At 64.4% G+C, this 26,888-nt stretch carries 26 protein-coding genes; 16 read left to right on the forward strand and 10 right to left on the reverse strand.

Annotated features, from left to right (window positions below; all coding sequences use genetic code 11):
• Window position 1 precedes the first annotated feature (1 nt).
• The 4 genes from FNJ84_RS04890 to lptF are packed head-to-tail and all read right to left on the reverse strand — an operon-like array spanning window position 2 to window position 5,904.
• Window positions 2-1,255: a peptidylprolyl isomerase gene (locus tag FNJ84_RS04890; RefSeq protein WP_143791904.1), complete on the reverse strand. Its 1,254-nt coding sequence runs from the start codon at window positions 1,253-1,255 to the stop codon at window positions 2-4.
• Window positions 1,256-1,289: 34 nt separating this feature from the next.
• Window positions 1,290-3,650, reverse strand: coding sequence for an LPS-assembly protein LptD (locus tag FNJ84_RS04895; RefSeq protein WP_143791905.1), 2,361 nt, complete (start codon window positions 3,648-3,650; stop codon window positions 1,290-1,292).
• Entirely contained in the window at window positions 3,647-4,756 is a 1,110-nt protein-coding gene (gene lptG / locus FNJ84_RS04900; RefSeq protein ID WP_143791906.1) for an LPS export ABC transporter permease LptG, read from the reverse strand. The genes FNJ84_RS04895 and lptG overlap by 4 nt, the downstream gene beginning before the upstream one ends.
• Window positions 4,753-5,904 (reverse strand): LPS export ABC transporter permease LptF, encoded by a 1,152-nt coding sequence (gene lptF, locus FNJ84_RS04905; protein ID WP_143791907.1) that lies wholly within the window; start codon window positions 5,902-5,904, stop codon window positions 4,753-4,755. The genes lptG and lptF overlap by 4 nt, the downstream gene beginning before the upstream one ends.
• Window positions 5,905-6,013: 109 nt before the next feature.
• Here lptF and FNJ84_RS04910 point away from each other — a divergent pair, with 109 nt between their 5' ends.
• Entirely contained in the window at window positions 6,014-7,507 is a 1,494-nt protein-coding gene (locus FNJ84_RS04910) for a leucyl aminopeptidase (RefSeq protein ID WP_143791908.1), read from the forward strand.
• A gap of 1 nt (window position 7,508) precedes the next feature.
• On the forward strand, window positions 7,509-7,958 hold the full coding sequence (locus FNJ84_RS04915; protein ID WP_143791909.1) for a DNA polymerase III subunit chi: 450 nt from the start codon (window positions 7,509-7,511) through the stop codon (window positions 7,956-7,958).
• 36 nt (window positions 7,959-7,994) lie between these two features.
• On the opposite strand, the gene FNJ84_RS04920 is transcribed toward FNJ84_RS04915, so the two are convergent.
• A complete protein-coding gene (locus FNJ84_RS04920) occupies window positions 7,995-8,576 on the reverse strand; it encodes a TIGR02281 family clan AA aspartic protease (RefSeq protein ID WP_143791910.1) in 582 nt (193 codons plus the stop codon).
• On the reverse strand, window positions 8,576-9,187 hold the full coding sequence (locus FNJ84_RS04925) for a MarC family protein (RefSeq protein WP_143791911.1): 612 nt from the start codon (window positions 9,185-9,187) through the stop codon (window positions 8,576-8,578). The genes FNJ84_RS04920 and FNJ84_RS04925 overlap by 1 nt, the downstream gene beginning before the upstream one ends.
• 153 nt (window positions 9,188-9,340) lie before the next feature.
• Here FNJ84_RS04925 and FNJ84_RS04930 point away from each other — a divergent pair, with 153 nt between their 5' ends.
• From FNJ84_RS04930 to FNJ84_RS04965, 8 genes are all read left to right on the forward strand, one after another.
• Entirely contained in the window at window positions 9,341-9,580 is a 240-nt protein-coding gene (locus FNJ84_RS04930) for a twin-arginine translocase TatA/TatE family subunit (RefSeq protein ID WP_143791912.1), read from the forward strand.
• A gap of 22 nt (window positions 9,581-9,602) precedes the next feature.
• Complete coding sequence (gene tatB / locus FNJ84_RS04935) at window positions 9,603-10,100, forward strand: Sec-independent protein translocase protein TatB (RefSeq protein WP_143791913.1); 498 nt, start codon at window positions 9,603-9,605, stop codon at window positions 10,098-10,100.
• Window position 10,101: 1 nt separating this feature from the next.
• Window positions 10,102-10,974, forward strand: a complete 873-nt coding sequence (gene tatC, locus FNJ84_RS04940; RefSeq protein WP_255471052.1) for a twin-arginine translocase subunit TatC — start codon at window positions 10,102-10,104, stop codon at window positions 10,972-10,974.
• Window positions 10,971-11,828, forward strand: coding sequence for an ATP-binding protein (locus FNJ84_RS04945; RefSeq protein WP_143791914.1), 858 nt, complete (start codon window positions 10,971-10,973; stop codon window positions 11,826-11,828). Before tatC ends, FNJ84_RS04945 begins: the two co-directional genes overlap by 4 nt.
• A 128-nt stretch (window positions 11,829-11,956) precedes the next feature.
• Window positions 11,957-12,883: an ACP S-malonyltransferase gene (gene fabD / locus FNJ84_RS04950; protein ID WP_143791915.1), complete on the forward strand. Its 927-nt coding sequence runs from the start codon at window positions 11,957-11,959 to the stop codon at window positions 12,881-12,883.
• 105 nt (window positions 12,884-12,988) lie between these two features.
• Window positions 12,989-13,726, forward strand: a complete 738-nt coding sequence (fabG, locus tag FNJ84_RS04955; protein WP_363323838.1) for a 3-oxoacyl-[acyl-carrier-protein] reductase — start codon at window positions 12,989-12,991, stop codon at window positions 13,724-13,726.
• Window positions 13,727-13,899: 173 nt separating this feature from the next.
• Entirely contained in the window at window positions 13,900-14,133 is a 234-nt protein-coding gene (locus FNJ84_RS04960) for an acyl carrier protein (RefSeq protein WP_090522829.1), read from the forward strand.
• Window positions 14,134-14,279: 146 nt separating this feature from the next.
• Window positions 14,280-15,845 (forward strand): matrixin family metalloprotease, encoded by a 1,566-nt coding sequence (locus FNJ84_RS04965; RefSeq protein WP_221931934.1) that lies wholly within the window; start codon window positions 14,280-14,282, stop codon window positions 15,843-15,845.
• 101 nt (window positions 15,846-15,946) lie between these two features.
• Here the strand turns inward: FNJ84_RS04965 and FNJ84_RS04970 are convergent, their stop codons facing one another.
• On the reverse strand, window positions 15,947-16,765 hold the full coding sequence (locus FNJ84_RS04970) for a sulfotransferase family protein (RefSeq protein ID WP_143791918.1): 819 nt from the start codon (window positions 16,763-16,765) through the stop codon (window positions 15,947-15,949).
• A 163-nt stretch (window positions 16,766-16,928) separates the two neighbouring features.
• Between FNJ84_RS04970 and FNJ84_RS04975 the strand changes: the two genes are divergently transcribed.
• The 3 genes from FNJ84_RS04975 to FNJ84_RS04985 all read left to right on the forward strand — a co-directional run bounded on the left by FNJ84_RS04975 (window position 16,929) and on the right by FNJ84_RS04985 (window position 19,813).
• Entirely contained in the window at window positions 16,929-18,506 is a 1,578-nt protein-coding gene (locus FNJ84_RS04975; protein WP_143791919.1) for a DUF5928 domain-containing protein, read from the forward strand.
• Between the two features lie 19 nt (window positions 18,507-18,525).
• On the forward strand, window positions 18,526-18,906 hold the full coding sequence (locus FNJ84_RS04980) for a histidine triad nucleotide-binding protein (RefSeq protein WP_143791920.1): 381 nt from the start codon (window positions 18,526-18,528) through the stop codon (window positions 18,904-18,906).
• 196 nt (window positions 18,907-19,102) lie between these two features.
• Window positions 19,103-19,813: a metal-binding protein ZinT gene (locus tag FNJ84_RS04985; RefSeq protein ID WP_143791921.1), complete on the forward strand. Its 711-nt coding sequence runs from the start codon at window positions 19,103-19,105 to the stop codon at window positions 19,811-19,813.
• Between the two features lie 13 nt (window positions 19,814-19,826).
• On the opposite strand, the gene FNJ84_RS04990 is transcribed toward FNJ84_RS04985, so the two are convergent.
• Both FNJ84_RS04990 and FNJ84_RS04995 read right to left on the reverse strand, forming a co-directional pair.
• Window positions 19,827-20,228: a GFA family protein gene (locus FNJ84_RS04990; RefSeq protein WP_255471053.1), complete on the reverse strand. Its 402-nt coding sequence runs from the start codon at window positions 20,226-20,228 to the stop codon at window positions 19,827-19,829.
• Between the two features lie 49 nt (window positions 20,229-20,277).
• Window positions 20,278-21,228, reverse strand: a complete 951-nt coding sequence (locus tag FNJ84_RS04995; RefSeq protein WP_143791923.1) for an ABC transporter ATP-binding protein — start codon at window positions 21,226-21,228, stop codon at window positions 20,278-20,280.
• Between the two features lie 68 nt (window positions 21,229-21,296).
• Here FNJ84_RS04995 and FNJ84_RS05000 point away from each other — a divergent pair, with 68 nt between their 5' ends.
• From FNJ84_RS05000 to FNJ84_RS05010, 3 genes are all read left to right on the forward strand, one after another.
• Window positions 21,297-21,497 (forward strand): zinc-finger domain-containing protein, encoded by a 201-nt coding sequence (locus FNJ84_RS05000; RefSeq protein WP_143791924.1) that lies wholly within the window; start codon window positions 21,297-21,299, stop codon window positions 21,495-21,497.
• A 135-nt stretch (window positions 21,498-21,632) separates the two neighbouring features.
• Entirely contained in the window at window positions 21,633-24,449 is a 2,817-nt protein-coding gene (gene polA, locus FNJ84_RS05005) for a DNA polymerase I (protein WP_143791925.1), read from the forward strand.
• 89 nt (window positions 24,450-24,538) lie between these two features.
• The gene (locus FNJ84_RS05010; RefSeq protein ID WP_255471074.1) at window positions 24,539-25,441 is read left to right on the forward strand and encodes a cation diffusion facilitator family transporter; all 903 of its coding nucleotides are present in this window, start codon (window positions 24,539-24,541) and stop codon (window positions 25,439-25,441) included.
• Between the two features lie 21 nt (window positions 25,442-25,462).
• Here the strand turns inward: FNJ84_RS05010 and hemN are convergent, their stop codons facing one another.
• Window positions 25,463-26,818 (reverse strand): oxygen-independent coproporphyrinogen III oxidase, encoded by a 1,356-nt coding sequence (hemN, locus tag FNJ84_RS05015; RefSeq protein WP_143791927.1) that lies wholly within the window; start codon window positions 26,816-26,818, stop codon window positions 25,463-25,465.
• Window positions 26,819-26,888: the final 70 nt, after the last annotated feature.

Here is a 26,888-nt window from a genome sequence, read left to right on the forward strand (position 1 = left end):
ATCAGGGGCGCCGGATGACGGCGTCGGCGTAAAGCTCGGCCAGATAGGCATTGGCCATGGCGTTGATCTTCTGGTTCAACAGCGCCTCGCGCACGACCTGCCGGTCGGGCAGCGCGTTGGGATCGGGCACGGCGGCCTCGACCCCGTCGGGTTCCTCGGCGGTGACGGGGATATCGGCCTGCGCGGCGGCCAGCAGGGCCGGCTGGCGCGAGCACAGCATCAGGACATCGACCGCCCCGCCCATATTGATCATCGCCGTTTCATCGGCATCCAGCGAGGCAAGCTGCGTGGCCAGCAGCGCCGGAATCGCGTTTTGGGACTGGCTTTGACGCAGGGTGTTGCCGCGGCCCTGCGCTTCCAGATCGGCGCAGGTATCGACACGGGCCACGATATTGGCCGCGTCCTGCGCCGTAGGCACGCGCAGCGTGGCATAATCCAGCACCTGTTCGCTGGCACCTGGGCGCAGCGTGCCCTGGGTGTCGCGCAGGAAGAACAGCACGACCGCGCCGGGCACTGTCAGCGGCTGCGTCACCTGACCCGGCCGCAGGGCCAGCAGGATCGGCCGCAGCGAGGGCGGCATGTTCTCGACATTCATCCAGTCCAGACGCCCGCCACGCGGGGCCGAGGGCGTGGCCGACAGCCGCCGCGCGGCCGAGGCAAAGCTGGCCTCGTCGGTGACGCTGGCGATGACCTGCCGGGCGGCGGCCATGGCAGCCTCTTCCTGGCCTTCGGGGGCGGGGATGATCAGTTCCGAGACCAGCACGCGGGTCACGATCGGGGTTTCGATCTCGCGTTTCAGGGCCTGGTCGATTTCGGGATCGCGCACCTGAACGCCGGGCAGGATCTGCTGGCGGATCACGTCACGCCAGGCAACACCGGCCTCGACGAAATCGCGAAAGACCTGGCGTTCGACCCCGGCCTGACCAAGCGCGTCGATGAAGGACAGCGTATCCAGATTGGCGCGGCCTGCGAATTCGGACAGGCCGGCATCCAGCGCCTCTTCGCTGACGGTGATACCCAGATTGCGCGCCGCCTGCATCCGCAGCCGGTCCTCGATCAGCGCTTTTTCCGCGGCCTCGGGCGAGGCGCCGGGCGCGTTCAGCAGCTGCATGAAGCGGATGCGCTGGTCGATCTCGTATCGGGTGACGGCCGAGCCGTTGACATAGACGACCGCCTCGAAAGGGTTCTGCGCCATTGCGGGCGCGGCCGTCATCAGGATCGCCGCAAGGGTCAGGCCGGAAAGAAACTGCCGCATCATATGCCTCTAATTCGTCGTTCTTGCCCGGACACTAGCGCATGCAGGATCGCCGCGCCACCGTGCCGGGGCCGTCTTTCTGTCGGCCGAAACCACCAAGCCGCACTGACAGGTCGAAATCGGTCTGTGCGTTCTGGGTATCGGATGCCGAAAAACGCCGTTGCAGGCCCATGTCGATGGTTACGCATTCGTTGCGATAGGTCAGCCCCAACTCGGCATTCTGGGCGCGGTCGGCCACGAAATCATAGCGGGTTTCGGCCACGCCCCACAGGCCCGGCGCGATCTGCCAGCCAACGGTTCCGGTCAATTCAGAGGCGTCGATGCGGCGGCTTTCGCTGCGATCGCGGTCGATCCAAAGATAGCCGGCCGAAACCTGAAGATCGGGCCGCAGCCACCCAAGCCGCAATTCGTTTCGCGAAAAATTGAAGTCGTCGTCAAACAGCGCGCGATTGGCGACGGCCAGACCGTTGGGGGCGGAATAATGCGCCGCCACCAGCCAATCCGAGCGGCGCCCGGTCAGCGGCGAATCGGGGCCAAAGGCCTGCACCGCATCCTTGCGGAAGACCCGGCCTGCGGTCAGCCCCACAGACCAGCCGGTCGGGTCCAGCCGGGTCCAGCTGACGCCGACATTTGCCCGCAGCCCGGTTTCCTGCGCGTCCCAGCCCGGAAAGCGGTTGGCATCGAACAGATTGCCCTCGTCGAACTCGATCAGGCGGCTGTCCTCGTTCGGGATGATGTCGTCATCGTCGCCGTTTGGCGAATACAGCAGCTGCACCACCGGCTCGACGATATGGGTGGCGCCGGCCGAATGGGCCATCAGCGGCCAGCGAAGTTCCGCGCCGATGCTGGGGGTGATGCGGCTTTCGTAATCGTCATAGCCGCTGTCCTGCGCGATCCGGTAAAAATCGGCCTGAACCCCGACCAGCCCGGCGGCGACGAAACCGCCCGGCAGGATCTGGCTGCGGCGCCAGTCCAACCCGACCGAGGCACGCGCCATGTCGCGGCCAACGACATCCTGATCCGAAGGCCGGCGATGGGCATGCAGCGACCATTCCAGCAGCGCCTCGCCGCCGATCAGCCCCGGCGTGATCCGTCGCATCCAGATGGCATCGGCCACCTGCGCCGGCGAAAAGGCGTCATCCTCGTCCTCGCGCAGCGATTCGTAATTGCCGACGCGGGCGGCCACGAACTTGTCGCGCCGCACCCGTTCCAGGGTCACGCCGCTCCACAGTCGGTCGGCATCGGTGATGTCGTAATCCAGCAGATAGGCCCGGTCGGACGCGGTCTGCACCTGTATCCCCAGGCGATAGCCGCGCGGCAGCTCGAACCGCGCCGCCCCGAACAGATATCCGCGCGTGTCGCCCGGCACCAGATCGTCGCGGCTGATCGCGCCTTCCAGTTGCAGGGCGCCATTGCTGAAGGCCTGGCGATAGCGCGCCTCAAGCGTGGTGGTGCGGCTGGCCGACAGATAGGGCGTCAGCGTCAGGTCGGCGCTGCGGCCGAGGGTGATGAAATAGGGAACCTTGATGCCGAAACCCAGCCCCGAGGTCGTGCGCAGCTGCGGCCGCAGAAATCCGGAGCGGCGGTCCACGGTCGGATCGGGCGCGGTAATGGTAAAGGGCAGGCCGCCAACGGGCAGGCCAAAGGCGCGCAGCTGCGGGTTTTCCAGCGTCAGCTCGCGCTTTTCGGCATCATGGGTGATGCTGCGGGCGCGGATTTCCCACAGCGGCACCGGGTTTTCCGCGCAGACCTGGCAGGACGAGGCGACCACATGGGTCAGCCGCGTCATGCGCCCGCCGCCCGTGCGCTGCAATTCATTGGCGGCCAGCTGCAATTCACGGGCGATGACCAGCCGCGCGCCGCGGATGATGCCGTCCTGCAACTTGCGATCCAGCTGGGCGCTGTCGGCGATCAGCGTGGCCTCCTGTTCGGTGCCGGCCTTTCCCGGTTCCGTCAGGTGGATCGGCCCTTCGATGGTCAGATCGCCCGAGGCCCCGTCGACCACCAACCGCGAGGCAACCAGCCGCGACCCCTGATACCAGATCACGACCCCGCCCGCCGCAATCAGCGTCCGGTCGCCCTGCAACACGATATTGTCGGCCAGCACGGTCGCGGCATCCTCGGCTGTGGTGCCGGACGTCGTAGCCGCGTCATTCAGTGTGACATTGGCAACCGGATCAGCCGTTTCCGGTGCGGCCGAGGCCAGGGTGCCATCGCTCATGGCGTTGAAATCCAGCATGGTCGCGGTCGGCGCCAATGCCGGGCCGCCGGCCAGATTGCCGGTATCCTGGGCCTGCAAGGACAGCGGCAGTGCGGTGGCCAGCGCCATGCCCGCAGCACCGGCCAGCGCCGCGCGACGGGCCTTGACCGCCGCGAATGCGAACCCCGTTTTCATCCGTCCTCCCGTTGCAGGACCAGCGCCAGACCCAGCAGCGCCGCCACCGCCGGCGGCGCCCATGCCGCGATCCATGGCGCGACCTGCCCGTTATCGCCCAGAACCTGCGCCAGATTGCGCAAAAAGAACACCCCGATCCCTGCGGCGAAGGCCAGAAGAACCGCAACACCGGTATTTCGGCCACGCACATGGCGCATGGTGAAGCCCGCCGCGATCACCACCATCGCCGCCATCAGGAAAGGCCGGGCCAGTTCCATCTGGAACCAGGTCCGATGCCGGCTGGCCGAAAAACCGGCCCGCTCCAGCCCGGCGATAAAGGCAGGCAATTGCCAGACCGGCACCGCATCGGGCCGGCCGAACCCCTCGCGGATGCGCTGCGCGGTCAGATCCGAAGGCAGGTTCAGGCTGTCGGACAGGCGGGCGGCGGCCTCGGGGTTGGCCTCGGTCAGGGGATAGTCCTTGACCCCGCTCAGATGCCATTCGCCGGGGGCCAGAACAGCCTCGCGCGCCTCGATCCGGCGGGTCGGGCCGGCGCCGGGGGCGAAAATGGTGAAACTGGCATCGTAAAGCGTGGCGGCGTCCGGGCTGGCGCGGCTGGCGCGGATCATCAGCTGGCCACCATCCTCGCCATCGACGGTAAAGCCCTGCCGCAACCAGACGGCGCTGTCGCCAAGGCTGACGGTCTGGCTGCCTCCGCGTTCGATATTCGCCGCCGCCGTGTCGAAACGCTTGCCGGTCGCCGCCACGAAGGGGTTCAGCAGCCCCACCGCCAGCGCGCCGACCGCGATGGCCGTCAGCACCGGCGCGATCAGCGTCTTCAGCGCAGACCGGCCCGAGGCGCGGATGGCCACCATTTCCGAGGTGCGGGCAAGGCCCAGAAACAAAGCGATTCCGGCCAGCACCGTGATCAGCGGCAGGATGCCATAGAAGCTGCCAGCGATGTTCAGCCCCGCCAGACCGGCCGCGCCGGTCAGTCCGATGCCATTGTCGGAAAAGCGGCGGATCATCTCGATCATCTCGATCAGGAACAGGATCAGCGCGAAAACCCCGCCGATCAGCAGCAGGCCCCGCAGAAACCGGCGCGCGATATAGAAGGACAGGGTCATGGCCGGGCCTCTGCCGCAGGCGCGGGCGGTGTGCGCGCCGGTTTTGGACAACGTGGGCGGGCGGCCAGCCACAGCAGCAAAAGGCACAGCGCCGTTCCCGCCAGTGCCGGCACATACAGCAGCGGCCATCGCGACGGATCGGATGCCGCCTGGTTCGAGGCCGCGTTCGTCAGAAACTGCACCCCGATCAGCCCGACAATCGCCCAGACCACCTGCCGCCAGACGCCAAAGCGCGAATAGCCGCCGATCAGCAGCGTCGCAAAGCCGATCATGGCGGCGATGGGCGACAGCAACGGTTGGGCGATGCGTTCGTGCGCCTCGACGCGGGCGCGCTCGGGGGTGGCGCCGGTATCGGCCAGCAATGTGGCATCGGGGTTCAAAAGTCGCCGCGTGCTGTAATCGCGCAGATCGCGACCGCGCGCGCTGCGCACTGCGATCATCGCGCCGATGTCATAGCTGAGTTCCTGAAACCGGGTGACGTCCAGCTGCGGGGTCTCGGCCCCCGATCGCAGGGTCTGGACCATGCCTTGCAGCATCACCAGAACCGGCCCCGACTCGCCGCGCACGATCAGCGCCTCTTCCGCCGTGTAGGACACCCGGCGGGCCGGGTCGCGGGCATCTTCCAGAAAGACGTCCTGAAGCCGGCCGTCGCCGGCGATGGCGCCGATAAAGACGGTCAGCCCGTCCGACGGGTATTGGAAAACGCCGGGGCGCAGGAATTGGGCGGTGACGTTTTCGGCGATCTCGGCCTGACGGTCGGCCAGCTGGGTGCGCGCCGCGGGGACCAGCCCATGCACCAGCACCGCCACCATCGCGCCGATGAAAACCCCGAAGATCAGCACCGGTCGGGCCAGCCGCCAGGGCGACAGGCCGGCGGCCTGCATCGCCACCATCTCGGATTCGTTGGCCATGCGGTTCGTGCCATATGCGGTGGCCGCAAAGCCTGCCACCGGCAGCACGACCGAGATGACCAGCGGCAGAGTCAGCGCCGTGAATTCCAGCACGACCAGCGCGGTCTGGCCATCGCTCATCAGCTGTTCGAACAGGCTGACGGCGCGGTTGATCCAATAGACCGACACCAGAACCAGTGCGAAAAAACCGAACAGTGTCAGCATCTGCGACAGGATATAACGGTCGATACGGGGCATGGGATCCTTGCAGCGCCGAGGGTTGTTCATGATTAGCCGCAAGGGCGGCTCTGGCCAAGGGGCTGCGGTGGCGATAGGCTTTTGCGCAACCATAAAGTGAGGACCAGGCATGACCCACCCCGTCGAGATCCAGTTCACCCCGATTGCCACCGAACAGCTTGCCGCCCATCAGGGCCGGATCGCCGTTCTGGTCAGCCCCGGCGTCGCGCCCAAGCTGGGCCTGCCGAAATCGACCCGCGATGCCGTGCGCCGGGCCATGGAATCGGCCGAGGGGCAGAAGCTGAAGCCGGGGCAGGCGCTGGAATTGTCCTATCCCGCCGGCATCGAAGCCGAGGCGATCCAGCTGGTCGCGCTGCCTGCGCGCTCGACCGTTCAACAGGCCCGCAAGGCCGGCGCCGCCATCGGCGCCAGGCTGGGCAAGGTGCACACGCTGGTTGTCGCCGGCAATCACAAGCAGGCAGGCGATGTCGCGCTTGGGCTGGCGCTGCGGGGCTATGACTTCTCGATCTATCACACCGAGTCGTCCGATGATGGCGGTGAAACCGCCGCATCGGCGGCTGAAAAGCCGCGCGTGACCTTCATGGCCAAGGACCCAGAGGCACTGGCCAAGGCCGCCAAGGACGGCGCTGCCGTGGCCGAGGGCGTGTTCTTCACCCGCGATCTGGTCAATGAGCCCGCCAATATCCTGACCACCAGTGATTTCGCCGACCGGCTGAAGGCGATGGAGGAATTGGGCCTGACCGTCGAGGTTCTGGACGAGCCAGAGCTGGAAAAGCTGGGCATGCGCGCGCTGCTGGGCGTGGGGCAGGGCAGCGAGTCGCCCTCGAAAGTCGTGGTCATGCAGTGGAACGGCGGCAAGAAGGGCGATGCGCCGCTGGCGCTGGTCGGCAAGGGCGTCGTCTTTGACACCGGCGGCATCTCGATCAAACCGGCCGCGGGGATGGAGGAGATGACCATGGACATGGGCGGCGCGGGCGTGGTGGCGGGCGTGATGCGCACGCTGGCGCTGCGCCGGGCCAAGGCCAATGTCGTCGGTCTGGTCGGGCTGGTCGAGAACATGCCCGATGGCCGCGCGCAGCGTCCCGGCGATATCGTGAAATCCATGAAGGGCGACACGATCGAGGTGATCAACACCGATGCCGAGGGGCGTTTGGTGCTGGCCGATGTGCTGTGGTATGCACAGCAGCGGTTCGAACCGGCCGCCGTCATCGACCTTGCCACCCTGACCGGCGCGGTGATCATCGCGCTTGGTCACGACAATGCCGGCGTTTTCGCCAATGACGACGCGCTTGCGGGCGATGTGCTGAAAGCCGCCGGGGCCGAGGGCGAGGGCGCATGGCGGCTGCCCTTGGGGCCCGGCTATGACAAGCTGATCAAGTCGCGGCTGGCCGATATCAAGAATACTGGCGGGCGCCCGGCGGGCTCGATTACGGCGGCGCAGTTCCTGCAACGGTTCATTCGCAAGGATCAGCCTTGGGCGCATATCGACATTGCCGGTGTGGCGCTGCCGCCCTCCGCCACCGATCTGGCGCCGAAAGGGGCGACGGGCTGGGGCGTGATGACGCTGAACCGGCTGGTCCGCGACAAATTCGAGAAGGGCTGATTTGGGCAACGCGCTGTTCTATCACCTGACCCGCAGCCCGGCCGAGGCGCTTTTGCCGATTCTGATCGGCAAATCGTTGCAGGCGGGCTGGCGGGTCGAGTTGCGCGGCGTGGATCGCGACCGCCTGTCGCGGCTGGATGAACGGCTGTGGCAGGATGACGGTTTCCTGCCGCATGGCATGGCCGGTGGCCCCCATGATGCACGCCAGCCCGTGCTGCTGACAGTGGCCGGGCAGGCGGCGACCAATGCGCCCGCTTGTCTATTGGCGCTGGACGGTGCCGAGATCGCGCCGAGCGAATGCGAGGGGCTGCAACGCGCCTGTATCCTGTTCGATGGCAACGATCCCACGGCAACCGACCGCGCCCGCGATCAGTGGCGCAGCCTGACCTGCGCGGGCGTCACTGCGGAATACTGGTCGGAACAGGGCGGTGGATGGGAAAGAAAGCGTTGATTTTCGGTCTGTTGTCGAGGCTTCCTGGAGATCACATCAGCGTTCGAGAACCAGCAGATCGCCCTCGAATCCGACGCGGGCAAAGCGGCGCAGATAGGACATGCCCAGCAATGATCCCCGAATATCGGCGCGGATCACCACGGCAGGAACATTCTCGTCGACGAAATCGCCCAGCACAAAGCGGTTGATGGTGACGGGCGCGGTTTCGACCGTTCCATTGGCCGTCTCGGCCAGCCCGACATAGGCCAGATCATCGGGGTCGATCCCGATACGGCGGGCGTCGTCGGGCGACAGGGCGATGGAGCTGGCCCCGGTGTCAAAGACAAGGCGCAGGGTCTCGCCATTCGCCTCGGCGGTCAGCAGGAAGTGACCGCTGGAATCCATGGGCACCTCGATTCGCGTGCCATCCTCGCTGACCATCTGGCGCGGGGCATTCCAGTCCTGCCACATCCCGGCCAGAAAGATCGCACCGGCAAAGATGATCGCCCAAAGCGCGGCCATGCGCAGGGCCTGACCCGCCCGGCCGGAAAACTCCACCAGCAGGGCGCCACCGATGAACAGGATCAGCAGGCCGTAATAGATCAGGCTGGCCCAGTCATCCGGCAATAGATCACCCATCACACCAACCCCGATCCCTTCAGCCCGTCGATGATGAACTGTACCGACAAGGCCGCCAGCAGCATCCCGAACAGGCGCGTCAGCACCATGATGCCGGTTCGCCCCAGAACCCGCGCGATACTGCTGGCCAGTTCGAACAGCACCAGCGCGATGGCCAGCACGGCCGCCATCATCAGATGGATCGCCGCGACATGGCCCCAGCCATCGCCATCGCCCGCCAGCAGGATCATCGTCGCCAGCGCCCCCGGCCCGGCCAGCAGCGGCATGGCCAGCGGAAAGACCGACGGATCGTCGGCCTCGGGCGCGGTCTGGCCCTCGCGCCGTTCGGTCCGGCGTTCGAACAGCATGTCAAAGGCGGTCAGCAGCAGCAGAATGCCGCCAGCGATGCGAAAGGCGGGCAGCGAAATGCCGATGCCGGTCAGGATCTGCTCGCCCGCCAGCCCGAACAGCGTCAGCAGGGCAAAGGCCACGATCACCGCCCGCCAACCCACCTGCCGGCGCTGGTGATGGCTCATGTCGCGGGTCAGCGCGACGAACATCGGCGCCAGCCCGACCGGGTCGATGACCACGAACAGCGTCACGAAGGCCGAGATATACAGCGTCAGATCCATGGCCCCTTATGACGTGCCGCCGCAGGGCTGCCAAGCCGTGCCGGCGGCGCGCATCCTTGGGTCACAATCACGGATTCGGGCTTTGCAAATCCTGTCCCGAGCGCCTAGAACCTTGGCTCAGGCGGGCATAAGGCCCGCGTATGGGAGCAGACAATGCTGAACAATATCGGCCTTCCCGGCCTTCTTCTTATCGCTGTCGTTGTGCTGGTGCTGTTTGGTCGCGGCAAGATCAGCTCGCTGATGGGCGAGGTCGGCAAGGGAATCACCGCCTTCAAGAAGGGCGTCAAGGATGGCACCGAAGAGGTCGAGAAAGCCGCCGCCGACGAGACCAGGGACCTGCCCGGTGAAAAGGCCCGCGACGTGACGCCGGCCGAGACCAAGGACAAGGTCTGAGCCACAGGAGCGGCAGAGCAACATGGATCTCGGCTGGAGCGAGCTTCTGCTGATCGGCATCGTGGCGCTGATCGTTATCGGCCCCAAGGATCTGCCGCATCTGTTTCGACAGCTTGGGCGTTTCACCGCCAAGGCGCGGTCAATGGCGCGAGAATTCACCTCGGCCATGGAAGATGCGGCGAAATCGTCTGGCCTGGACGAGGCCAGCAACTCGATCCGCGAGGTCAGGTCGCTGACATCGAAGAAAAGCCTTGGGCTGGATGCGCTGGATCGCGCCGCCGACAAATTCGAGAAATGGGATCCGATGAAGCCAGCGGCAAAGCCGGGGCCGACGCGCGATCCGGGCGACAAGCCCGCGCCGACGCCCGGATCGGCCGCCAGCCCTGCCGCCGTGGCGCCTGCCGTCGCAGCGCCTGCCGCCGTGGAGGTCGCTGCCGCTGACCCAAACGCGGATGATCATCCTGCGGCCGGCAAGCGCCGGATCCATGCCGTTCGGCGCTCGGACATGAAAGACGACTGACTTGGCCACCGCGAAACGCCCCGAAGAAGAGATTGACGACAGTTCCGCCCCGCTGATCGAGCATCTGGCCGAACTGCGCAGCCGCCTGATCTGGTCGATGCTGGCCTTTGTCGGCGCCATGGTGCTGTCCTATACCGTCTGGCAGCCGATCTATAATTTCCTGACGCAGCCGATTTGCAGCGCGCTGGCCGATCGCGGCCAGGATTGCCAATTGCAGATCATCAAGCTGCAAGAAGGCTTCTTTACTGCCATCAATATCTCGTTCTTCGGCGGGTTCGTTCTGGCCTTTCCGATCATCGGCTATCAGCTGTGGCGCTTTGTGGCGCCGGGCCTGTATCGCAGCGAGAAACAGGCCTTTCTGCCGTTCCTGCTGGCCTCGCCCGCGATGTTTTTTCTGGGCGCGGCATTCGCCTATTATGTCATTCTGCCAATGGCTTATGACTTCTTCCTCGGTTTTCAGCAGGGGCCGGTCGTGGCCACAAGCGAGGAAATCACCGATACCAAACAGGTCGCCGGCATCGCCTTTCAGGGCTCGATGCAGGAATATCTGGGCCTGACGATGAAATTCCTGCTGGCCTTTGGCATGTCCTTCCAGCTGCCGGTGCTGCTGACGCTGATGGGCAAGGCCGGGCTGGCCTCGGCCGCCGGGTTGGCCAGCATGCGCAAATATGCCGTGCTGGGCATTCTGGTGCTGGCCGCGGTCGTCACGCCGCCCGATGTGATCAGCCAGGTGGTTCTGTTCACGGTCATCTATGGGCTTTACGAAATCTCGATCCAGCTGATCCGCCGCATCGAGAGAAAGCGCGAGGCCGAACTGCGCGCGCAGGGCCTGTGGGTCGATGATGTGGACGACGATGCCGAGGCCGAAAAGTGACTAATGTTCCAGCAGATGCCGCCAGCCTGACCCGCATCGCCGAGGCACTGGAGCGTCTGGCCCCGGCACCCGCGCCCGCGCCCAGTTTTTCGGAAGCGACGGCCTATATCTGGCATCCTGATCCCGATCGGCTGGAACCCGTCGATACGGTCAGCCGCGTCGATCTGGTGCAGCTGATCGGCATCGACCGGGCCAGGGACACGCTGCTGGCCAATACGCTGCAATTCGCGCGCGGATATGCCGCCAACAACGCGCTGCTCTGGGGCGCGCGGGGGATGGGGAAATCCTCGCTGGTCAAGGCCGCGCATGCGCAGGCCGTGGCCGAAGGGCTGCCATTGATCCTGGTCGAGATTGCGCGCGAGGATCTGGCCTCGGTCGGGCGGCTGCTGGCCATTCTGGGCGCGGCGGTGGGCCGGCGCTTTGTGCTGTTTTCCGATGATCTGTCGTTCAGCCATGACGACACGCAGTATAAATCGCTGAAGGCGGTGCTGGATGGCGGCATTGCCGGGCGGCCCGAGAATGTGATTCTTTATGCCACCTCGAACCGCCGCCACCTGATGCCGCGCGACATGATCGACAATGAACGATCCAGCGCCATCCATCCGGGCGAGGCGGTCGAGGAAAAGGTCTCGCTGTCGGATCGGTTCGGTCTGTGGCTGGGCTTTCATCCCTGCACGCAGGATGAATATCTGGCGATGGTGCGCGGCTATTGCGACACTTACGGCGTGAGCATCGGCGATGATCAACTGCGCGCCGAGGCGATCGAATGGCAGGCCACGCGTGGTGCGCGATCGGGCCGGGTGGCCTGGCAGTTCTTTACCGATCTGGCCGGACGCAACGGGATCCGGGTCTGACTGGCGCGTTTGACGGCCTGCCCAAACCGCTGTTTTGGCTGTGCTTCGCGGCGGCAAAGCCCTCGGCGCGGTTGCGGGACCGGGCAGGGCGGGCTATTCGGAACAGGAAATGGATATGAGGTGAGACCATGCGCGCATTCGTCTTTCCGGGCCAGGGTGCCCAGACCGTAGGCATGGGCCGGGAACTGGCCGAGGCCTATCCCGCGGCCCGCGATGTCTTTGACGAGGTGGACGAGGCACTGGGCGAGAAGTTGTCGGCGCTGATCTGGGATGGCGATATCGAGACGCTGACCCTGACGCAGAACGCGCAGCCGGCGCTGATGGCGACCTCGATGGCGGCGTTTCGGGCGCTGGAATCCGAAGGCATCAACATTCAGGACGCCAATTTCGTGGCCGGGCATTCGCTTGGCGAATATTCGGCGCTGTGTGCGGCCGGTGCACTGACATTGGCCGATACCGCGCGGCTGCTGCGCCTGCGCGGCGTCGCCATGCAAGAGGCGGTGCCGGTCGGGCAGGGCGCGATGGCCGCAATTCTGGGGCTGGATTTCGAGACGGTGGATGCCATCGCCCGCGAGGCCGCCGGTGACGAGGTTTGCCAGGCTGCCAATGACAACGACCCCGCTCAGGTGGTTATTTCGGGACACAAGGCGGCAGTCGAGCGCGCGGCGGCGCTGGCCAAGGAACGCGGCGCTAAGCGGGCGCTGATGCTGCCAGTCTCGGCGCCTTTCCATTCGGTGCTGATGCAGCCTGCGGCGGCGGTGATGGCCGATGCGCTGGCCGGGGTCGACATTCAGCCGCCCGCCGTGCCGCTGATTGCCAATGTGCGCGCCGAGGCAGTGATCGAGCCGGGCGCGATCCGTCGGCTGCTGGTCGAGCAGGTGACGGGTGCCGTGCGCTGGCGCGAGTCGGTGGCGAATATGGCCGAGGCCGGTGTGACCGATTTCTGGGAAATCGGTGCGGGCAAGGCCCTGTCGGGGATGATCAAGCGGATCGCCAAGGATGTTGCGGTGCGCAATATCGGCATGCCGGACGAGGTGCGGGCGGTGAAGGGCTGAGCTGCCGATCGGGGGCGCTTCGCCCCCCGTCGCCGGCTGGTTCTTGAACCAGTGGCGAACCAACCGGCGACCCCAGAGGATATTTGGATCAAAGCGAGGGCAGGGATGTTCGATTTGACGGGAAAGACAGCGCTGGTGACGGGCGCGTCGGGTGGTATCGGCGGCGCGGTGGCCGAGGCGCTGCATGCGGCGGGCGCCACGGTGGCGCTGTCGGGCACGCGCGAGGCGCCGCTGCGCGAGCTGGCTGACAAGCTGGGCCAGCGGGCGCATGTGGTGCCCGCGAACCTGTCCGATCCGGCGGCGGTGGATGCGTTGCCCAAGGCTGCGGCCGAGGCGATGGGCTCGGTCGATATTCTGGTCAACAATGCCGGGATCACCCGCGACAACCTGTTCATGCGCATGTCCGATGACGAATGGGCGCAGGTATTGGAGGTCAATCTGACCAGCGCCTTTCGGCTGTGCCGGGGCGTGTTGCGGGGCATGATGAAGGCCCGGTGGGGGCGGATCGTGAATATCACCAGCGTTGTCGGCGCGACCGGCAATCCGGGGCAGGGGAACTATGCCGCCGCCAAGGCCGGTCTGGTGGGCATGTCGAAATCGCTGGCCTATGAGGTGGCAAGCCGTGGCATCACCGTGAACTGTGTCGCGCCCGGCTTTATCGAGACGGCGATGACGGACAAGCTGAACGATCAGCAGAAATCCGCGATCCTGGGCCAGATACCCGCCGGTCGGATGGGCGGGGCGGGCGATATCGGCGCGGCTGTGCTGTATCTGTCCAGTGCCGAAGCCGGCTATGTCACCGGGGCCACCTTGCATGTGAATGGCGGCATGGCGATGATCTGAGACGCCGGGTGCGATCACGTCGTCGCGACGAATGCGGGTTGCATGAGGCCCATGCAGTGCTATATCCCGGCGGCAAGGCCGATGGGGAACCGCCCTCGGCTGTTGATGCGTCCTGTGGTCCTGACCTGGGCGTGACACATTTGGGCGGATGCCCGCGAAAATGAGGAAGTGACATGAGCGATATCGCTGATCGCGTGAAAAAGATCGTTGTCGAGCACCTGGGCGTCGACGAAGACAAGGTTGTCGAGTCGGCTTCGTTCATCGACGATCTGGGTGCCGACAGCCTCGACACCGTCGAGCTGGTGATGGCCTTTGAAGAAGAATTCGGGATCGAGATCCCCGATGACGCCGCCGAAACCATCCAGACCTTTGGCGATGCGGTCAATTTCATCAAGGGCGCCGTCTGATCGCAGACAGGCATCTTAAGCTAGAATGCGATTTGGCGTTTTTCGTTTTCGAAAGGCGCCATTTTTTCTTGCCGGCGGGCGATTTCTGCCTGCGGTAGTGCTAATGTTGATACAGGTTGCAGACAGGGAATGAGTGTATGCCTTATGTGAGCGATTTCACCGCGCTGACGACGGGCCAGTCGCGCTGGAACGCGACGGATAAATTGGGAACGGGAACGGTGGTGACATACACCTTCCTCGATTCCGGCGAGTTGCCCAGCCTTTGGGAACATCCCGCCGCCGTGCCCTATTACAGCAACCGCTATGTTTCGATGGACAGCAGCCAGCGGGCGGCCGTCAACAGGGCGCTGAACGAATATGGCTCGAAATCGGGGCTGCATTTCGTCGAGGTCGATGACCCGGCGAATGCCTCGGTTCAGATCCTGGCCAACCAGACTGGCGACCCGAACATGACGTCCTGGGCCTATTTCCCCGAGACATCCAGCTTCGACGGCGATGTCTATCTGAACAGCGTCTATGTCACGATGAGCTATAGCGCCTCGCAAAGCTGGTCGCAGGACTGGTCGCGGGGTAGTTCGATCTATACCGTTCTGGTGCATGAGATCGGCCATTCCATCGGCCTGGAACATCCCCATGACGGGATAGACAACAAGCTGCTGGATCCGCAGTTTGACAGTCATTACTATACCATCATGTCCTATAACTGGCAGTGGGCGGGTTGGGACAGCGGGCGGTCGCGCGATACGCTGGCGACGCTTGATCTTCAGGCCATCAGGTATCTTTACGGCGCGGATCAGGGCTTTGCCGCCTCCTGGCGGTCGGGCGGACAGTTCCTGGCGATCACGGGCGGGGCGGGCAATGATCAGATCGCCACGGGCCGCGCCCCCAGCCTGATGCAGGGTGGACTGGGCAATGACCGGCTGACCGGGGCGCAGTTCAACGACACCCTGGAAGGCGGCGATGGCGCCGACCAACTGGATGGCGGGGCCGGGAATGACCGGATCGTGGGCGGGAACGGGCGTGACGTTCTGCTGGGCGGCGGCGGCGATGATCTGCTGGCCGGCGGCGTCGGTGATGACCGGATGATGGGCGAGGTCGGGATGGACCGGTTGTTCGGTGCCAGCGGCAATGACCAGATGGACGGTGGCGCAGGTGGCGACCGGATGTTGGGCGAGGATGGCAATGACATCCTGAAGGGGCGGGCGGGGTTCGATTCGCTGTATGGCGGCAAGGGTGGTGACAAGCTGTCTGGTGATGGCGGCAGTGACCAGTTGTTCGGTGACTATGGCGGCGACAGGCTGGATGGCGGCGATGGCAATGACCAGTTGAATGGCGGGCTGGGCATCGACCGGCTGCTGGGCGGGCTGGGCAACGACCTGCTGTTCGGTGGTGGCGGCAATGACACGCTACAGGCCGGCGCCGGGCGGGATACGCTGAACGGCGGTACCGGCGAGGATCTGCTGACGGGCGGGGCAGGGGCGGATGTCTTTGTCTTCCGCGGCCCTGTCGGAACGGACCGCATCCTTGACTGGCAGGACGGCATCGACCGGATCTCGCTGGAAGGCCGGAACGGGTTCGACAGCTTTGCCGATGTTGCTGCGCTTGCGGTGCAGCGTGGTAATGACGTGGCCATCGTGCTGAACGCCAATTCGACGATCATCATCGAAGATACCTTGCTGGCCCAGCTGGATGCGGGTGACTTCATCCTGTGAAGGATGCTGACCGGCGGCAGGTTCGGCGGCGATCAGCCGCACGACCCGCCGCCGGTGTCAGCGATGGCAGGCGTCCGGCGCGCCTGCCCGGTGCCAGTTGATCAGCGGCCCAGCTTGGCGTGAACTTCGTCCATATCGACCTCGCCCAGGGGCATCTTGTTGTCGGGATCATCGAAGTCATAGCGGAACAGCCGGAAATCGGTGTGATAGATTTCCCAGACCAGATGCCGTGACAGATCGTCGAAATAGTCGCTGACCTTATGGGCGCGCTTGGGGCCGTGACCTTCGGATTCGTTAAAGCGCGGCACGTCCTTCACGTCCAGCTTGACGGGCGTTTTGCTGGCATTCAGCACCTTCTGCATGCCTTCGTCGAACTTCTCGGTGAAGAATATCTGGTCGTAATGGCCGCCATTGGCGATCAGGGTCGAGATATGGCCCGACATGGACGACCAGTGGATGTCCGGCTCCATCGGCCGGCGCCAGCGAATCGTGTCACGCGCGAACAGCAGAAAGCGGCGGAAGGACTTGATCTGGTCAAAGTCGAAACCGTCCTCGGGGCTGCCCACCTCGATCCCGTAGGTCTGGACCAGCTGTGGCACCAGCTTGCCGCGATAGCGTTTGCCATTGCGCTGGATGCCCGCGATCTTGTCGAAAAAGGATGACAGGATCCGGGTATAGGGGTTGCGCACGCAGGTGAAGGTCAGCGCCTGGCCGTCATGGACGGCCTGCTCGATCGGCTGCTGGCTGTAATCCTGCGCCCATTTGTGTAGCCCTTCGGTCGAATCATGTATGTCGCCATCGAAATAGCGGCCATGATCGGAATAGAACATGACCTGCCCGATGGACGAGCACGCGCATTTCGGCACGACCCGATAGATCATGCTTTCGCTTTCCGTCATCCAGACGCCGGGAAACCCCATTTGTAACCTCTTACCTGTCGATCCGGCGGCTGGCCGTCACGTGATCCGGCCTTCTTGCCCGTCGGTCAAATTTGTTACAGACAGAAAGCAAATCACCGCGTGGTTTTCAACGCCTTGCGGCAAATGAAGTCAATTAAACAGTTACAGGAAGGCGCAAGACCCCATGGCCCGGATTGCCTTCATCCTGCTGGCCCATAAGGAACCCGAAGCCGTCATCCAGCAGGCCCGCCGCCTGACGGCCACCGGGGACTATGTCGCGATCCATTTCGACGGACGGTCGAAAGCCGCTGATTTCGCCATGATTTCCACGGCTTTGGCCGATAACCCCTCGGTCGTGTTTGCCCGCCGCAGACATAAATGCGGCTGGGGTGAATGGTCGCTGGTCGCCGCCACGCTAGAGGCCCTGCGCGCCGCCAATGGCGCTTTTCCGCTGGCCACGCATTTCTACATGCTGTCGGGCGATTGCATGCCGATCAAATCGGCCGAGGAGGCGCATGAATTCCTGGACGGTCAGAATTGCGACTTCATCGAAAGTTTCGATTTCTTCGCAAGCGACTGGATCAAGACCGGAATCAAGGAAGAACGGCTGTCGCGCTATCACCTGTTCAACGAGCGCAAGCGCAAGCGGCTGTTTTATGCCAGCCTCGCCTTGCAACGGCGGTTGAACATCCATCGCAGCCCGCCAGCCGATATCCGTATGATGATCGGCTCGCAATGGTGGTGCCTGCGCCGGTTGACGATCGAGCAGGTGTTGAATTTCTGCGATACCCGGCCTGACGCGATGCGTTTTTTCTCGACCACCTGGATCCCGGACGAGACCTTCTTTCAGACCGTCGTGCGCCATGTCGTGCCGCGCAACCAGATCCGCAGCCGCACGCTGACCTTCCTGATGTTCACCGATTACGGCATGCCGGTGACCTTCTATAACGACCATTACGATCTGCTCGTCTCGCAGGATTATATGTTCGCCCGCAAGATCAGCCCCGAGGCGACCGGCCTGAAGGAACGGCTTGGTGCGCTGTGGCAGGCCAAGGGCAAGCGTTTCGCGCGCTCGACCGAGGGGCCGGGCCTGTTTCGTTTCCTGACCGGGCGTGGTCGGGTGGGGCGCCGCTTTGCCCCGCGTTTCTGGGAAGGCGATACCGGCCTGGGGCGCCGCAACGTGCTGCATGTGATCGTGGCAAAGAAATGGCATCTGGCGAAACGGCTGACCCAGGCCATACGCGACCGCACCGATATTCCGGCCGTGGACTACCTGTTCAACGAGGATCAGGCCAGTCTGCCCGATCTGGGCGGCGCCGAGACGACGCTGGCCAAGCGCCAGCGCCACCGCCGCGCCTTGCTGCGGCTGCTGTTCGACCAGTTCGAATCGCGCCGTATGGTGATCTGTCTCGATCCGTCGGCCCTGCCGCTGCTCAGCGATTTCACCGCCGACCGGGCGGCCACCCGGATCCTGCTGATCGACAGTGAATTTGACGACGACTATGTGCGCGGCCATATCGGCCGGGTCGGGCTGGCCGGGCAGCATACCTCGGCCGAGCTGATTGAACGTATCCTGCCGACCGTGCGCGCCGACCTGGAGGACGAGGTCGAACGGCTGCGCGACATGGATTTCGCGCATTTCCAGACCATTTCGCGCGCGCAGGGTCAGGCGGGTAATGCCGTGGCGCTGGCGGCCTTTCTGGACGTGCCGCCCGAGATCGCGCAGGAACTGGCCGAGACGCCGCATCTGCTTGACGACTGACCGACAGGGAACCCGAACCATGGCTTATGACTATGACGACCAGAACATCTTTGCCCGCATCCTGCGCGGCGAGATTCCGAACAGCACCGTGGCCGAGAACGATTACGCGCTGGCCTTCCGCGACATTTCACCCAAGGCACCCACGCATGTTCTGGTGATTCCCAAGGGCCGCTATGTCAGCTTTGACGATTTCGCCGCCAATGCCTCGCCCGAGGAAATCACCGGCTTCATGCGCCTGTGCGCCCAGGTCGCGCAGGCCGAGGGCGTGTCGCTGGATGGCGGCGCGGGTTTTCGCGCCATCACCAATGCCGGTCCCGATGGCGTGCAAGAGGTGCCGCATTTCCACCTGCATATCATGGGCGGGCGGATGATGGGGCCGATGGTGATGCTGCGCGATTAGGGCTGCGCATGCGCGAAGGGCAATAGGCCAGGGCTCACGGGGCGCAGGGCACGGCTCTGATGCCGCAGCCCGGCCGTCGCCGCTGGCTTTCTGCCTTCGCCGTCGATTCGGCGTGGTTGCACGGCATGGCCGTTTCGTCTAAGTCAAAAATGTTATGTAATAACATAGCATTTTGACGAACGAAAGGTCGAGGGACATGAAATCCGCATTCATCCGCAAGATTGGTGCAGCGACGGTTGCATCGCTGCTGGTTCTGGCAGTTCCGGCCATTGCTGGCGACAGCACGGCCAAGGCACAAACCGAACATGGTCATGACCACGCACATGACCACGACCATGGCAATATGCAGGGTCAGGTGGATGGCCGGGCGGCACAGCGGATCGGCAAGGGCTATTTCGCCGATGATCAGATTGCCGGACGCGACCTGTCGGATTGGGCGGGCGAATGGCAATCGGTCTACCCGCTTCTGCTGGCCGGACGCCTTGATCCGGTGATGGATCACAAGGCGGCTCATGGCGAAAAAAGCGCGCAGGAATACCGCAGCTATTACGAAACCGGATACCGGACCGATGTTGACCGCATCACCATCGCCGGCGATCGTGTGACCTTCCATCGCGCCTCAACCGCGGTCGAGGGGCAATATGCCGCCGACGGGCACGAGATCCTTACCTACAAGGCAGGCAATCGCGGCGTCCGGTTCATCTTTCAGAAGATTGGCGGCGATGCTCTGGCGCCGCGATTCATCCAGTTCAGCGATCACCGCATCGCGCCGGCCAGGGCCGATCACTATCACCTTTACTGGGGCGATGACCGGGCCGAGGTTCTGGCCGAACTGACCAATTGGCCGACCTTCTATCCTGCCGGGCTGACGGTGGACCAGATCGTCACCGAAATGACGGCACATTGAACAGGGCGCGGGTTCAGCGCTGCGGCCGCTGCGCCGCGAATTCGGCCATCAAGGCCGGGATCTGATCGGTCGGCGGGAATTGCGGATAGGCATGAACCGCCCCGATCGTGACCCAGGGCAGCTTTTCGTCCAGCCAGCATTCGATGAAAGGTTTCTCGACCGCGGCACCGTCCAGCATGGTGCTGCGGATATTGATCAGCGGGCCAAGGAAATCGGCGCGGGTAAAGGCCCAGCTCAGGCAGCTGGCGCAGCAATGATGCTGCAAATCGCCCTGCAAACCACCCAGCAACGTCTCGCCCTCGATGGTGACGACGTCCTGATGATAGAGACTGCTCAGCGAAAAGGCACTGGCGGTCATCCGCTGGCAGCCGGTGCAATGGCACGCCATGGTCAGCATCGGCCGACCCCGAACCATCAACCGCACCGCGCCACAACGGCATCCGCCCGTCAATTCCTCCATCACCTCACCCCCGCGTCAACTCAACGAACACATCCTCAAGGTCCGGCGCCTCGATCCCGACATCGACAATCGGCACGCCCGCACCGCGCAGCGCATCCAGCAACTGATCGGCCCTGATCTGCGAGGGTGGATAGCTGATCGCCAGCCGCCCATCCGTCCGCCATTCGGCCCGCGCGCCATGGGGCAGGGCAGGCAGGTCCACGCGGCCGCCCGCGTCGATGATCATGGTCTTGCCATCCATCCGCCCCAGCAAAGCCGAGGTCGGCGCCTGCACCACCACCTGCCCGTGATTGATGATGGCGATCTCGTCGCACATCTGTTCGGCTTCCTCCAGGTAATGCGTGGTCAGGATGATGGTCATGCCCGCCTCGTTCAACCGGCGCACATTGGCCCACAGCATCTCGCGCAAGCCGATATCCACGCCCGCCGTCGGCTCATCCAGCACCAGCACATTGGGACGATGGACCAGCGCCTTGGCCAGCAGCAGACGCCGCTTCATCCCGCCCGACAGGTTGCGGGTATAGCTTTCGGCCTGATCGGTCAGCCCGACCAGCGCCAGCAATTCATCGGTCCAGCGCTCGGCCTTTGGCACACCATACAGCCCGGCCTGAACCTCAAGACTGGCGCGGGGGGTAAAGAACGGGTCGATGTTCAACTCCTGTGGCATCACCCCGATGGCGGCACGCGACTGGCGCGGGTTCACATCCTGGTCAAAACCCCAGATGACAACCTGTCCGGCGCTCTTGTTCACCAGCCCCGCCAGAATGTTGATCATCGTCGACTTGCCGGCCCCGTTCGGCCCCAGCAGGCCAAAGATGCTGCCCTCGGCAATCGCCAGATCGACGCCCTTCAACGCCTCTTTCGGCGCCTGCCTGCCGGTCGCGGCATAGGTCTTGCGCAGCCCGCTGATTTCAATCGCATTGCGACCGGTTTTCTGGCCAACCCCGTCTGGCATCGCGCGCATTCCCCCGCTAATATCAGCGTCAGCTAACCCGGTTTGCAGCCAAAGCTCAAGGAACGGACATGAGTGCCACGCCCGCCCACAAGGCGCCCGAGACCGAAACCGTCACCCGCTGGAAAGTGTCCTGCGATGGCGACGAACTGGCCGGTCTGGGCCATCCCCGCGTCTGGCTGGCGATCCCGCGCGATACGGGCTGGGTCGAATGCGGCTATTGCGACAAGCGTTTCGTGATCGACCGCGACCACGCCCATGACGACCACTGATCACGGCTTCTTTCTTGGCTAAATACCCTGGGGGAGGTTCCGCAGGAACCGGGGGCAACGCCCCCAATGCCACCCCCTTTGCCTCTGCCCCCGCTTCATGCCAAAACGGACCCCGAACAGAAGGGGACCACCGACATGAGCTTTGGCAAAGGCCACCACCTGCATCTCATCGACGGCTCGGCCTTCATCTTTCGCGCCTATCACGCCTTGCCGCCGCTGACCCGCAAATCCGACGGCTTGCCGATCGGCGCGGTCGCCGGCTTCTGCAACATGCTGTGGAAATACGTCACCGATGAACGCGGCGCCGATGCACCCACCCACGCGGCGGTGATCTTCGATCATTCCGCCAAGACCTTCCGCAACGAGATCTACCCCGAATACAAGGCCAACCGCCCCGAACTGCCCGAGGATCTGCGCCCGCAATTCCCCCTCACGCGCGAGGCGACGCGCGCCTTCAATATCGCCAGCATCGAGACCGAAGGATATGAGGCCGATGACATCATCGCCGCCTTGTCCTGTCAGGCGCGCGACGCGGGGGGCAGCGTCACCATCATCAGTTCCGACAAGGACCTGATGCAGCTGGTGGGCAATGGCGTCGACATGCTGGACCCGATCAAGAATCAGATCATCGGCCCCGATCAGGTGTTCGAGAAATTCGGCGTCGCCCCCGACCGGGTCATCGACGTGCAGGCGCTGGCCGGCGATTCGGTCGATAATGTGCCGGGCGCGCCGGGCATCGGCATCAAGACCGCCGCCTTGCTGATCCAGGAATATGGCGATCTGGAAACGCTGCTGGAACGCGCCGAGGAAATCAAACAGCCCAAGCGCCGCCAAACCCTGATCGACAATGCCGAACTGATCCGCATCTCGAAACGCCTGGTGACGCTGGATTGCGACACGCCGCTGGATTTCACGCTTGAAAGCCTGGAGGTGAAGGAGCCCGATCCCCAGACCCTGCTGGGCTTTCTGGCCGAGATGGAGTTTCGCACCCTGACCAACCGCGTGGCCGAGCGCTTCAAGACCGAGGCGCCGGTCATCAGCGCCGTGCCCACCGCGCCGGCCGCCGATGGTGCGGCGCCTGCGCCGGCGGACGCACCCGATTTCCCTGCGATCCGGCGCGAGGATTACCAGACCATCACCGATCTGGCCGCGCTGGATGACTGGATCGCCGATATCCGCGCCACCGGCCATGTTGCCATTGACACCGAAACCACCAGCCTTGACGAGATGCAGGCCGAACTTGTGGGCATTTCGCTGGCCACCCTGCCGGGACGGGCAGCCTATATCCCGCTGGCCCATGTCGCGGGCGAAGCCGATCTCTTCGGCGGCGGGGCGCGGGCCGAGGGTCAGCTGGACCGCGAGGCGGCTCTGGCCGCGCTGAAGCCGGTTCTGGAAGATGACAGCATCCTGAAGATCCTGCACAACGCCAAATACGACTGGAAAATCCTGGCCCGCCACGGCGTCCGCATGACCCCGCTCGATGACACCATGCTGATGAGCTATGCGCTTTACGCAGGCGCGCATAATCACGGCATGGACGAGCTGTCTGAAACCTATCTGGGCCACGTGCCCCAGCCCATCAAGGACCTGATCGGATCAGGCAAATCGCAGATCAGCTTTGCGCAGGTTCCTGTCGACAAGGCGGCTGGCTATGCGGCCGAGGATGCCGATGTCACACTGCGCCTGTGGCAGATTTTCCGCCCGCAGCTTGGCCCCAATGCCGTCACCACCGCCTATCAGCGACTGGAGCGCCCGATGATCCCGGTTCTGGCCGGGATGGAGATGGCCGGTATCCGCATTGACCCTCAGCACCTTTCTCGCATGTCAGGTGCCTTTGCGCAGAAGATGGCCCAGTTCGAGGACGAGGCGCAGACGCTGGCCGGCACCAAGTTCAACCTTGGCAGCCCCAAGCAATTGGGTGAAATCCTGTTCGATCAGATGGGCCTGCAAGGCGGCAAACAGGGTAAATCGGGCGCTTATTCCACCAGCGCCGACGTGCTGGAGGATCTGGCCGCCGAGGGCCATGACCTGCCCGCCCGCGTTCTGGATTGGCGCGGGGTCGCCAAGCTGAAATCCACCTATACCGATGCGTTGCCGACCTATGTGAACCCGGAAACGGGGCGCATTCATACCAGCTATTCGATCACCGGGGCGCAGACCGGGCGATTGGCCTCGACCGATCCGAACCTGCAAAACATCCCCGTCCGCACCGAGGAAGGCCGCCGCATCCGCGAGGCTTTCATCGCCGAGAAGGGCAGAAAGCTGGTCAGCCTGGACTACAGCCAGATCGAGCTGCGGATTCTGGCCCATGTCGCCGATATTCCGGCGCTGAAACAGGCGTTTCGCGACGGGATCGACATTCACGCCATGACCGCGTCCCAGATGTTCGGCGTTCCGGTCGAGGGGATGGATCCGATGGTCCGCCGCCGCGCCAAGGCGATCAATTTCGGGGTGATCTATGGCATTTCGGGCTTTGGCCTGTCGCGCAACCTGCGCATCCCTCGGGCCGAGGCGCAGGCCTTTATCGACACCTATTTCGAACGTTTCCCCGGTATCCGCGAATATATGGACAAGACTGTTGCCGATGCCAAACGCGACGGCTTCGTGCGCACGCTGTTCGGGCGGCGGATCAACACGCCCAATATCAACGCCAATGGTCCGGCGGCGGGCGGGGCGAAGCGCGCGGCGATCAATGCGCCGATTCAGGGTGCCGCCGCCGATATCATCCGTCGCGCCATGATCCGCATGCCCGAGGCAATTGCGGACCTGCCCGCCACGATGCTGTTGCAGGTTCACGATGAACTTGTGTTCGAGGTGGATGAGGGCGCGACCGATGCGCTGATCGCCGCTGCCCGTCAGGTGATGGAATCGGCTGCTGAACCGGCAGTGAAACTTTCCGTGCCGCTGGTTGTCGACGCTGGTGTTGGCGATAACTGGGCCGAGGCACACTGATGGGTGTGGGCCATCATCACGGCCCCGCCTCGCATCACGGCCACGGCCACGGCCACAGCCACCCGCTGCCCTGAAATGACCGCGCGATCCTGTGGGCGGTCATCGTCAATCTGGCGCTGACCGGGGCGCAGATCGCCGGCGGGCTGGTTGCCGTTTCCACCGCGCTGATTGCGGATGGGGTGCACAACCTGTCCGACGCGATGGCGCTGGTTCTGGCCTTTGGCGCGCGGCGTCTGGCGCGCAGGCCGGCGACGTCCGATTTCAGCTATGGCTGGGGGCGGGCTGAAACGCTTGCGGCCTTTGTCAACTTCCTTGCGCTGATCGTCGTGTCACTTTGGCTGGCGATCGAGGCATTTGGCCGGCTGACCGATCCGCCGCCGGTTGCGGGCGGTCTGGTCATGGGGCTTGCGGCCTTTGCGTTGCTGGTTGATCTGGCCACGGCGGCGCTGGTCTATCGGTCCGCTCGCGAAAGCGTGAATATCCGCGCGGCCTTTCTGCATAATCTGGCCGATGCGGCTGCATCGCTTGCGGTGATTGTCGGCGGCGCGCTGATCTGGGCCTTTGGCTGGTATCTGGCTGACCCGGTGTTGACGCTGCTGATCTCGGCCGTGATCATCTGGCATGTCCTGGGCGAGATCGGCCCGGTGCTGCGCAGCCTGATGCTGGGTGCGCCGCCGGGGATCGCGGCCGATCAGGTGCTGGCCGCGCTGCGCAAGCTGCCCGGCGTCGCGGATGCCCATCACCTGCATCTGCGGCAGATCGACGAAACGCGCAACGCGGCCTCGGTTCATCTGGTCACCGAGACGGCAGATTTCAGCGGGCTGGTGCGCGATGCAAAGGTGATGCTGCGCGAAACATTCGCCATCCAGCACAGCACGATCGAGATCGAACTGCCCGGTGGGCATTGCGCGGACGAGATCGGCGAGGATGAGCCGGACGGTCATCACCACCACGACGATCACGACAATGCGCGGGATGACCACGCGCCTTGACCTTGCGGCCCGCGGCCCGCTTCAGATCGCCGATGAATGGCTGCCCGGCGCGATGGCATAGGCATCAATCGCATTGGCGATCATCCGGGCCAGCGGGCGGCCTTCGGTCGCAATGTCCAGCCCCGCAGGCCCACGATGCAGGACCCGACCGAATTGCGCCAGCGCCGGACCCACGATCCGGTCAAACTGGCCCGGCCCGATACCAAAGCGTTCCGCCATTTCCGTCGCGTCGATGCGGAAGTCGCACATCAGCGCCTCGATCATCCTGCCGCGCCAGATATCCTCGGGGGTGAAGGCATGGCCGCGTGTGACCGGCAGCCGCCCATCGCGAACAGCGGCGATATAGGCGCCCGTGGCTGGTGCGTTCTGCGCATAGCCCTGCGGATAGCGCGAGATGGACGAGGCCCCAAGCCCGATCAGCACCTGGGCCCGGTCATCGGTATAGCCTTGAAAATTCCGCCGCAGCCTGCCCGCCCGCACGGCACGCGCCAGCCCGTCATCGGGCCTTGAGAAATGGTCGATGCCAATCTCGCCAAAGCCTTCGGACAGAAACAGCGCGCGCGCCGTGTCGAACAGTGCCAGCCGGGCCTGCGCGTCGGGCAGGGCCTGTTCGGGGATCATCACCTGCCGCTTGGACATCCAGGGCACATGGGCATAGCCGTAAAGCGCCACCCGGTCGGGCGACAGCGCCAGCAGCTTCTGCACCGTATCCGAGATGCGGGCAGTTGTCTGATGGGGCAGGCCGTAAAGGATATCGGCATTCAGATTGGCGATGCCATGATCGCGGATCAGCCGCACGGCGGCGGCGGTCAGTTCATGGCTTTGCGGCCTGCCGATGGTTTCCTGAATCTGCGGATCGAAATCCTGCACCCCGATCGAGGCGCGGTTCACACCGGCACCAGCCAGCGCCGCCATGCGCGGGGCGTCGATTTCCGACGGGTCGATCTCGACCGAGAACTCGCCCGTGGGCGTCATGGGAAAGGCCGACAGAATGGCCTCGGCCAGCCGCGTGATCATCGCCGCAGGCAGCAAGGTGGGCGTTCCACCGCCCCAATGCAGGCGCGACAGGCGGATGCCGGGCGGCAGCAGGACCCGCAGCATCCGCAATTCGGCCAGCAGCATGCGGACATATGCCGCCACCGGTTCCAGTTTCTGCGTGCCCTGCGTGCGGCAAGCGCAAAACCAGCACAGCCGCCGGCAGAACGGGATATGGACGTAAAGCGAGATTTCGGTCTCCGCCGGGATGGCGGTGATCCAGTCGGTGACCATGCCCGTTCCCTGAAAGGGGGCGAAATGCGTGGCCGGGGGATAGCTGGTATAGCGCGGCACGCGGGCCTCGAACAAACCAAGCTGTTTCAGTTGCGATGTGCTGCTCATGCCGGTCGGTATGGCGCCGCGGCCGGGCATCGTCATTGATCAGGATCAAGCCGCGCCGCCGGGACAGGGT

It is taken from the genome of Paracoccus sp. M683 (genome assembly GCF_007096355.1).
Classification (GTDB): domain Bacteria; phylum Pseudomonadota; class Alphaproteobacteria; order Rhodobacterales; family Rhodobacteraceae; genus Paracoccus.

Excerpts from the sequence above, each read along its gene's own strand:
- FNJ84_RS04925 (WP_143791911.1), bottom strand. The coding sequence starts at position 9,187 with ATGGATCTGACGCTGTATATCTCGGCCTTCGTGACGCTGTTCGTGGTC.
- lptF (WP_143791907.1), bottom strand. The coding sequence starts at position 5,904 with ATGCCCCGTATCGACCGTTATATCCTGTCGCAGATGCTGACACTGTTC.
- fabG (WP_363323838.1), top strand. The coding sequence starts at position 12,989 with ATGTTCGATTTGACGGGAAAGACAGCGCTGGTGACGGGCGCGTCGGGT.
- FNJ84_RS04890 (WP_143791904.1), bottom strand. The coding sequence starts at position 1,255 with ATGCGGCAGTTTCTTTCCGGCCTGACCCTTGCGGCGATCCTGATGACG.
- FNJ84_RS04975 (WP_143791919.1), top strand. The coding sequence starts at position 16,929 with ATGGCCCGGATTGCCTTCATCCTGCTGGCCCATAAGGAACCCGAAGCC.
- FNJ84_RS04930 (WP_143791912.1), top strand. The coding sequence starts at position 9,341 with ATGCTGAACAATATCGGCCTTCCCGGCCTTCTTCTTATCGCTGTCGTT.
- FNJ84_RS04960 (WP_090522829.1), top strand. The coding sequence starts at position 13,900 with ATGAGCGATATCGCTGATCGCGTGAAAAAGATCGTTGTCGAGCACCTG.
- FNJ84_RS04980 (WP_143791920.1), top strand. The coding sequence starts at position 18,526 with ATGGCTTATGACTATGACGACCAGAACATCTTTGCCCGCATCCTGCGC.
- FNJ84_RS04910 (WP_143791908.1), top strand. The coding sequence starts at position 6,014 with ATGACCCACCCCGTCGAGATCCAGTTCACCCCGATTGCCACCGAACAG.
- FNJ84_RS04970 (WP_143791918.1), bottom strand. The coding sequence starts at position 16,765 with ATGGGGTTTCCCGGCGTCTGGATGACGGAAAGCGAAAGCATGATCTAT.
- lptG (WP_143791906.1), bottom strand. The coding sequence starts at position 4,756 with ATGACCCTGTCCTTCTATATCGCGCGCCGGTTTCTGCGGGGCCTGCTG.
- fabD (WP_143791915.1), top strand. The coding sequence starts at position 11,957 with ATGCGCGCATTCGTCTTTCCGGGCCAGGGTGCCCAGACCGTAGGCATG.
- FNJ84_RS04995 (WP_143791923.1), bottom strand. The coding sequence starts at position 21,228 with ATGCCAGACGGGGTTGGCCAGAAAACCGGTCGCAATGCGATTGAAATC.
- FNJ84_RS04895 (WP_143791905.1), bottom strand. The coding sequence starts at position 3,650 with ATGAAAACGGGGTTCGCATTCGCGGCGGTCAAGGCCCGTCGCGCGGCG.
- FNJ84_RS04920 (WP_143791910.1), bottom strand. The coding sequence starts at position 8,576 with ATGGGTGATCTATTGCCGGATGACTGGGCCAGCCTGATCTATTACGGC.
- polA (WP_143791925.1), top strand. The coding sequence starts at position 21,633 with ATGAGCTTTGGCAAAGGCCACCACCTGCATCTCATCGACGGCTCGGCC.
- FNJ84_RS04985 (WP_143791921.1), top strand. The coding sequence starts at position 19,103 with ATGAAATCCGCATTCATCCGCAAGATTGGTGCAGCGACGGTTGCATCG.
- FNJ84_RS04990 (WP_255471053.1), bottom strand. The coding sequence starts at position 20,228 with ATGGTTCGGGGTCGGCCGATGCTGACCATGGCGTGCCATTGCACCGGC.
- tatB (WP_143791913.1), top strand. The coding sequence starts at position 9,603 with ATGGATCTCGGCTGGAGCGAGCTTCTGCTGATCGGCATCGTGGCGCTG.
- FNJ84_RS05000 (WP_143791924.1), top strand. The coding sequence starts at position 21,297 with ATGAGTGCCACGCCCGCCCACAAGGCGCCCGAGACCGAAACCGTCACC.
- hemN (WP_143791927.1), bottom strand. The coding sequence starts at position 26,818 with ATGAGCAGCACATCGCAACTGAAACAGCTTGGTTTGTTCGAGGCCCGC.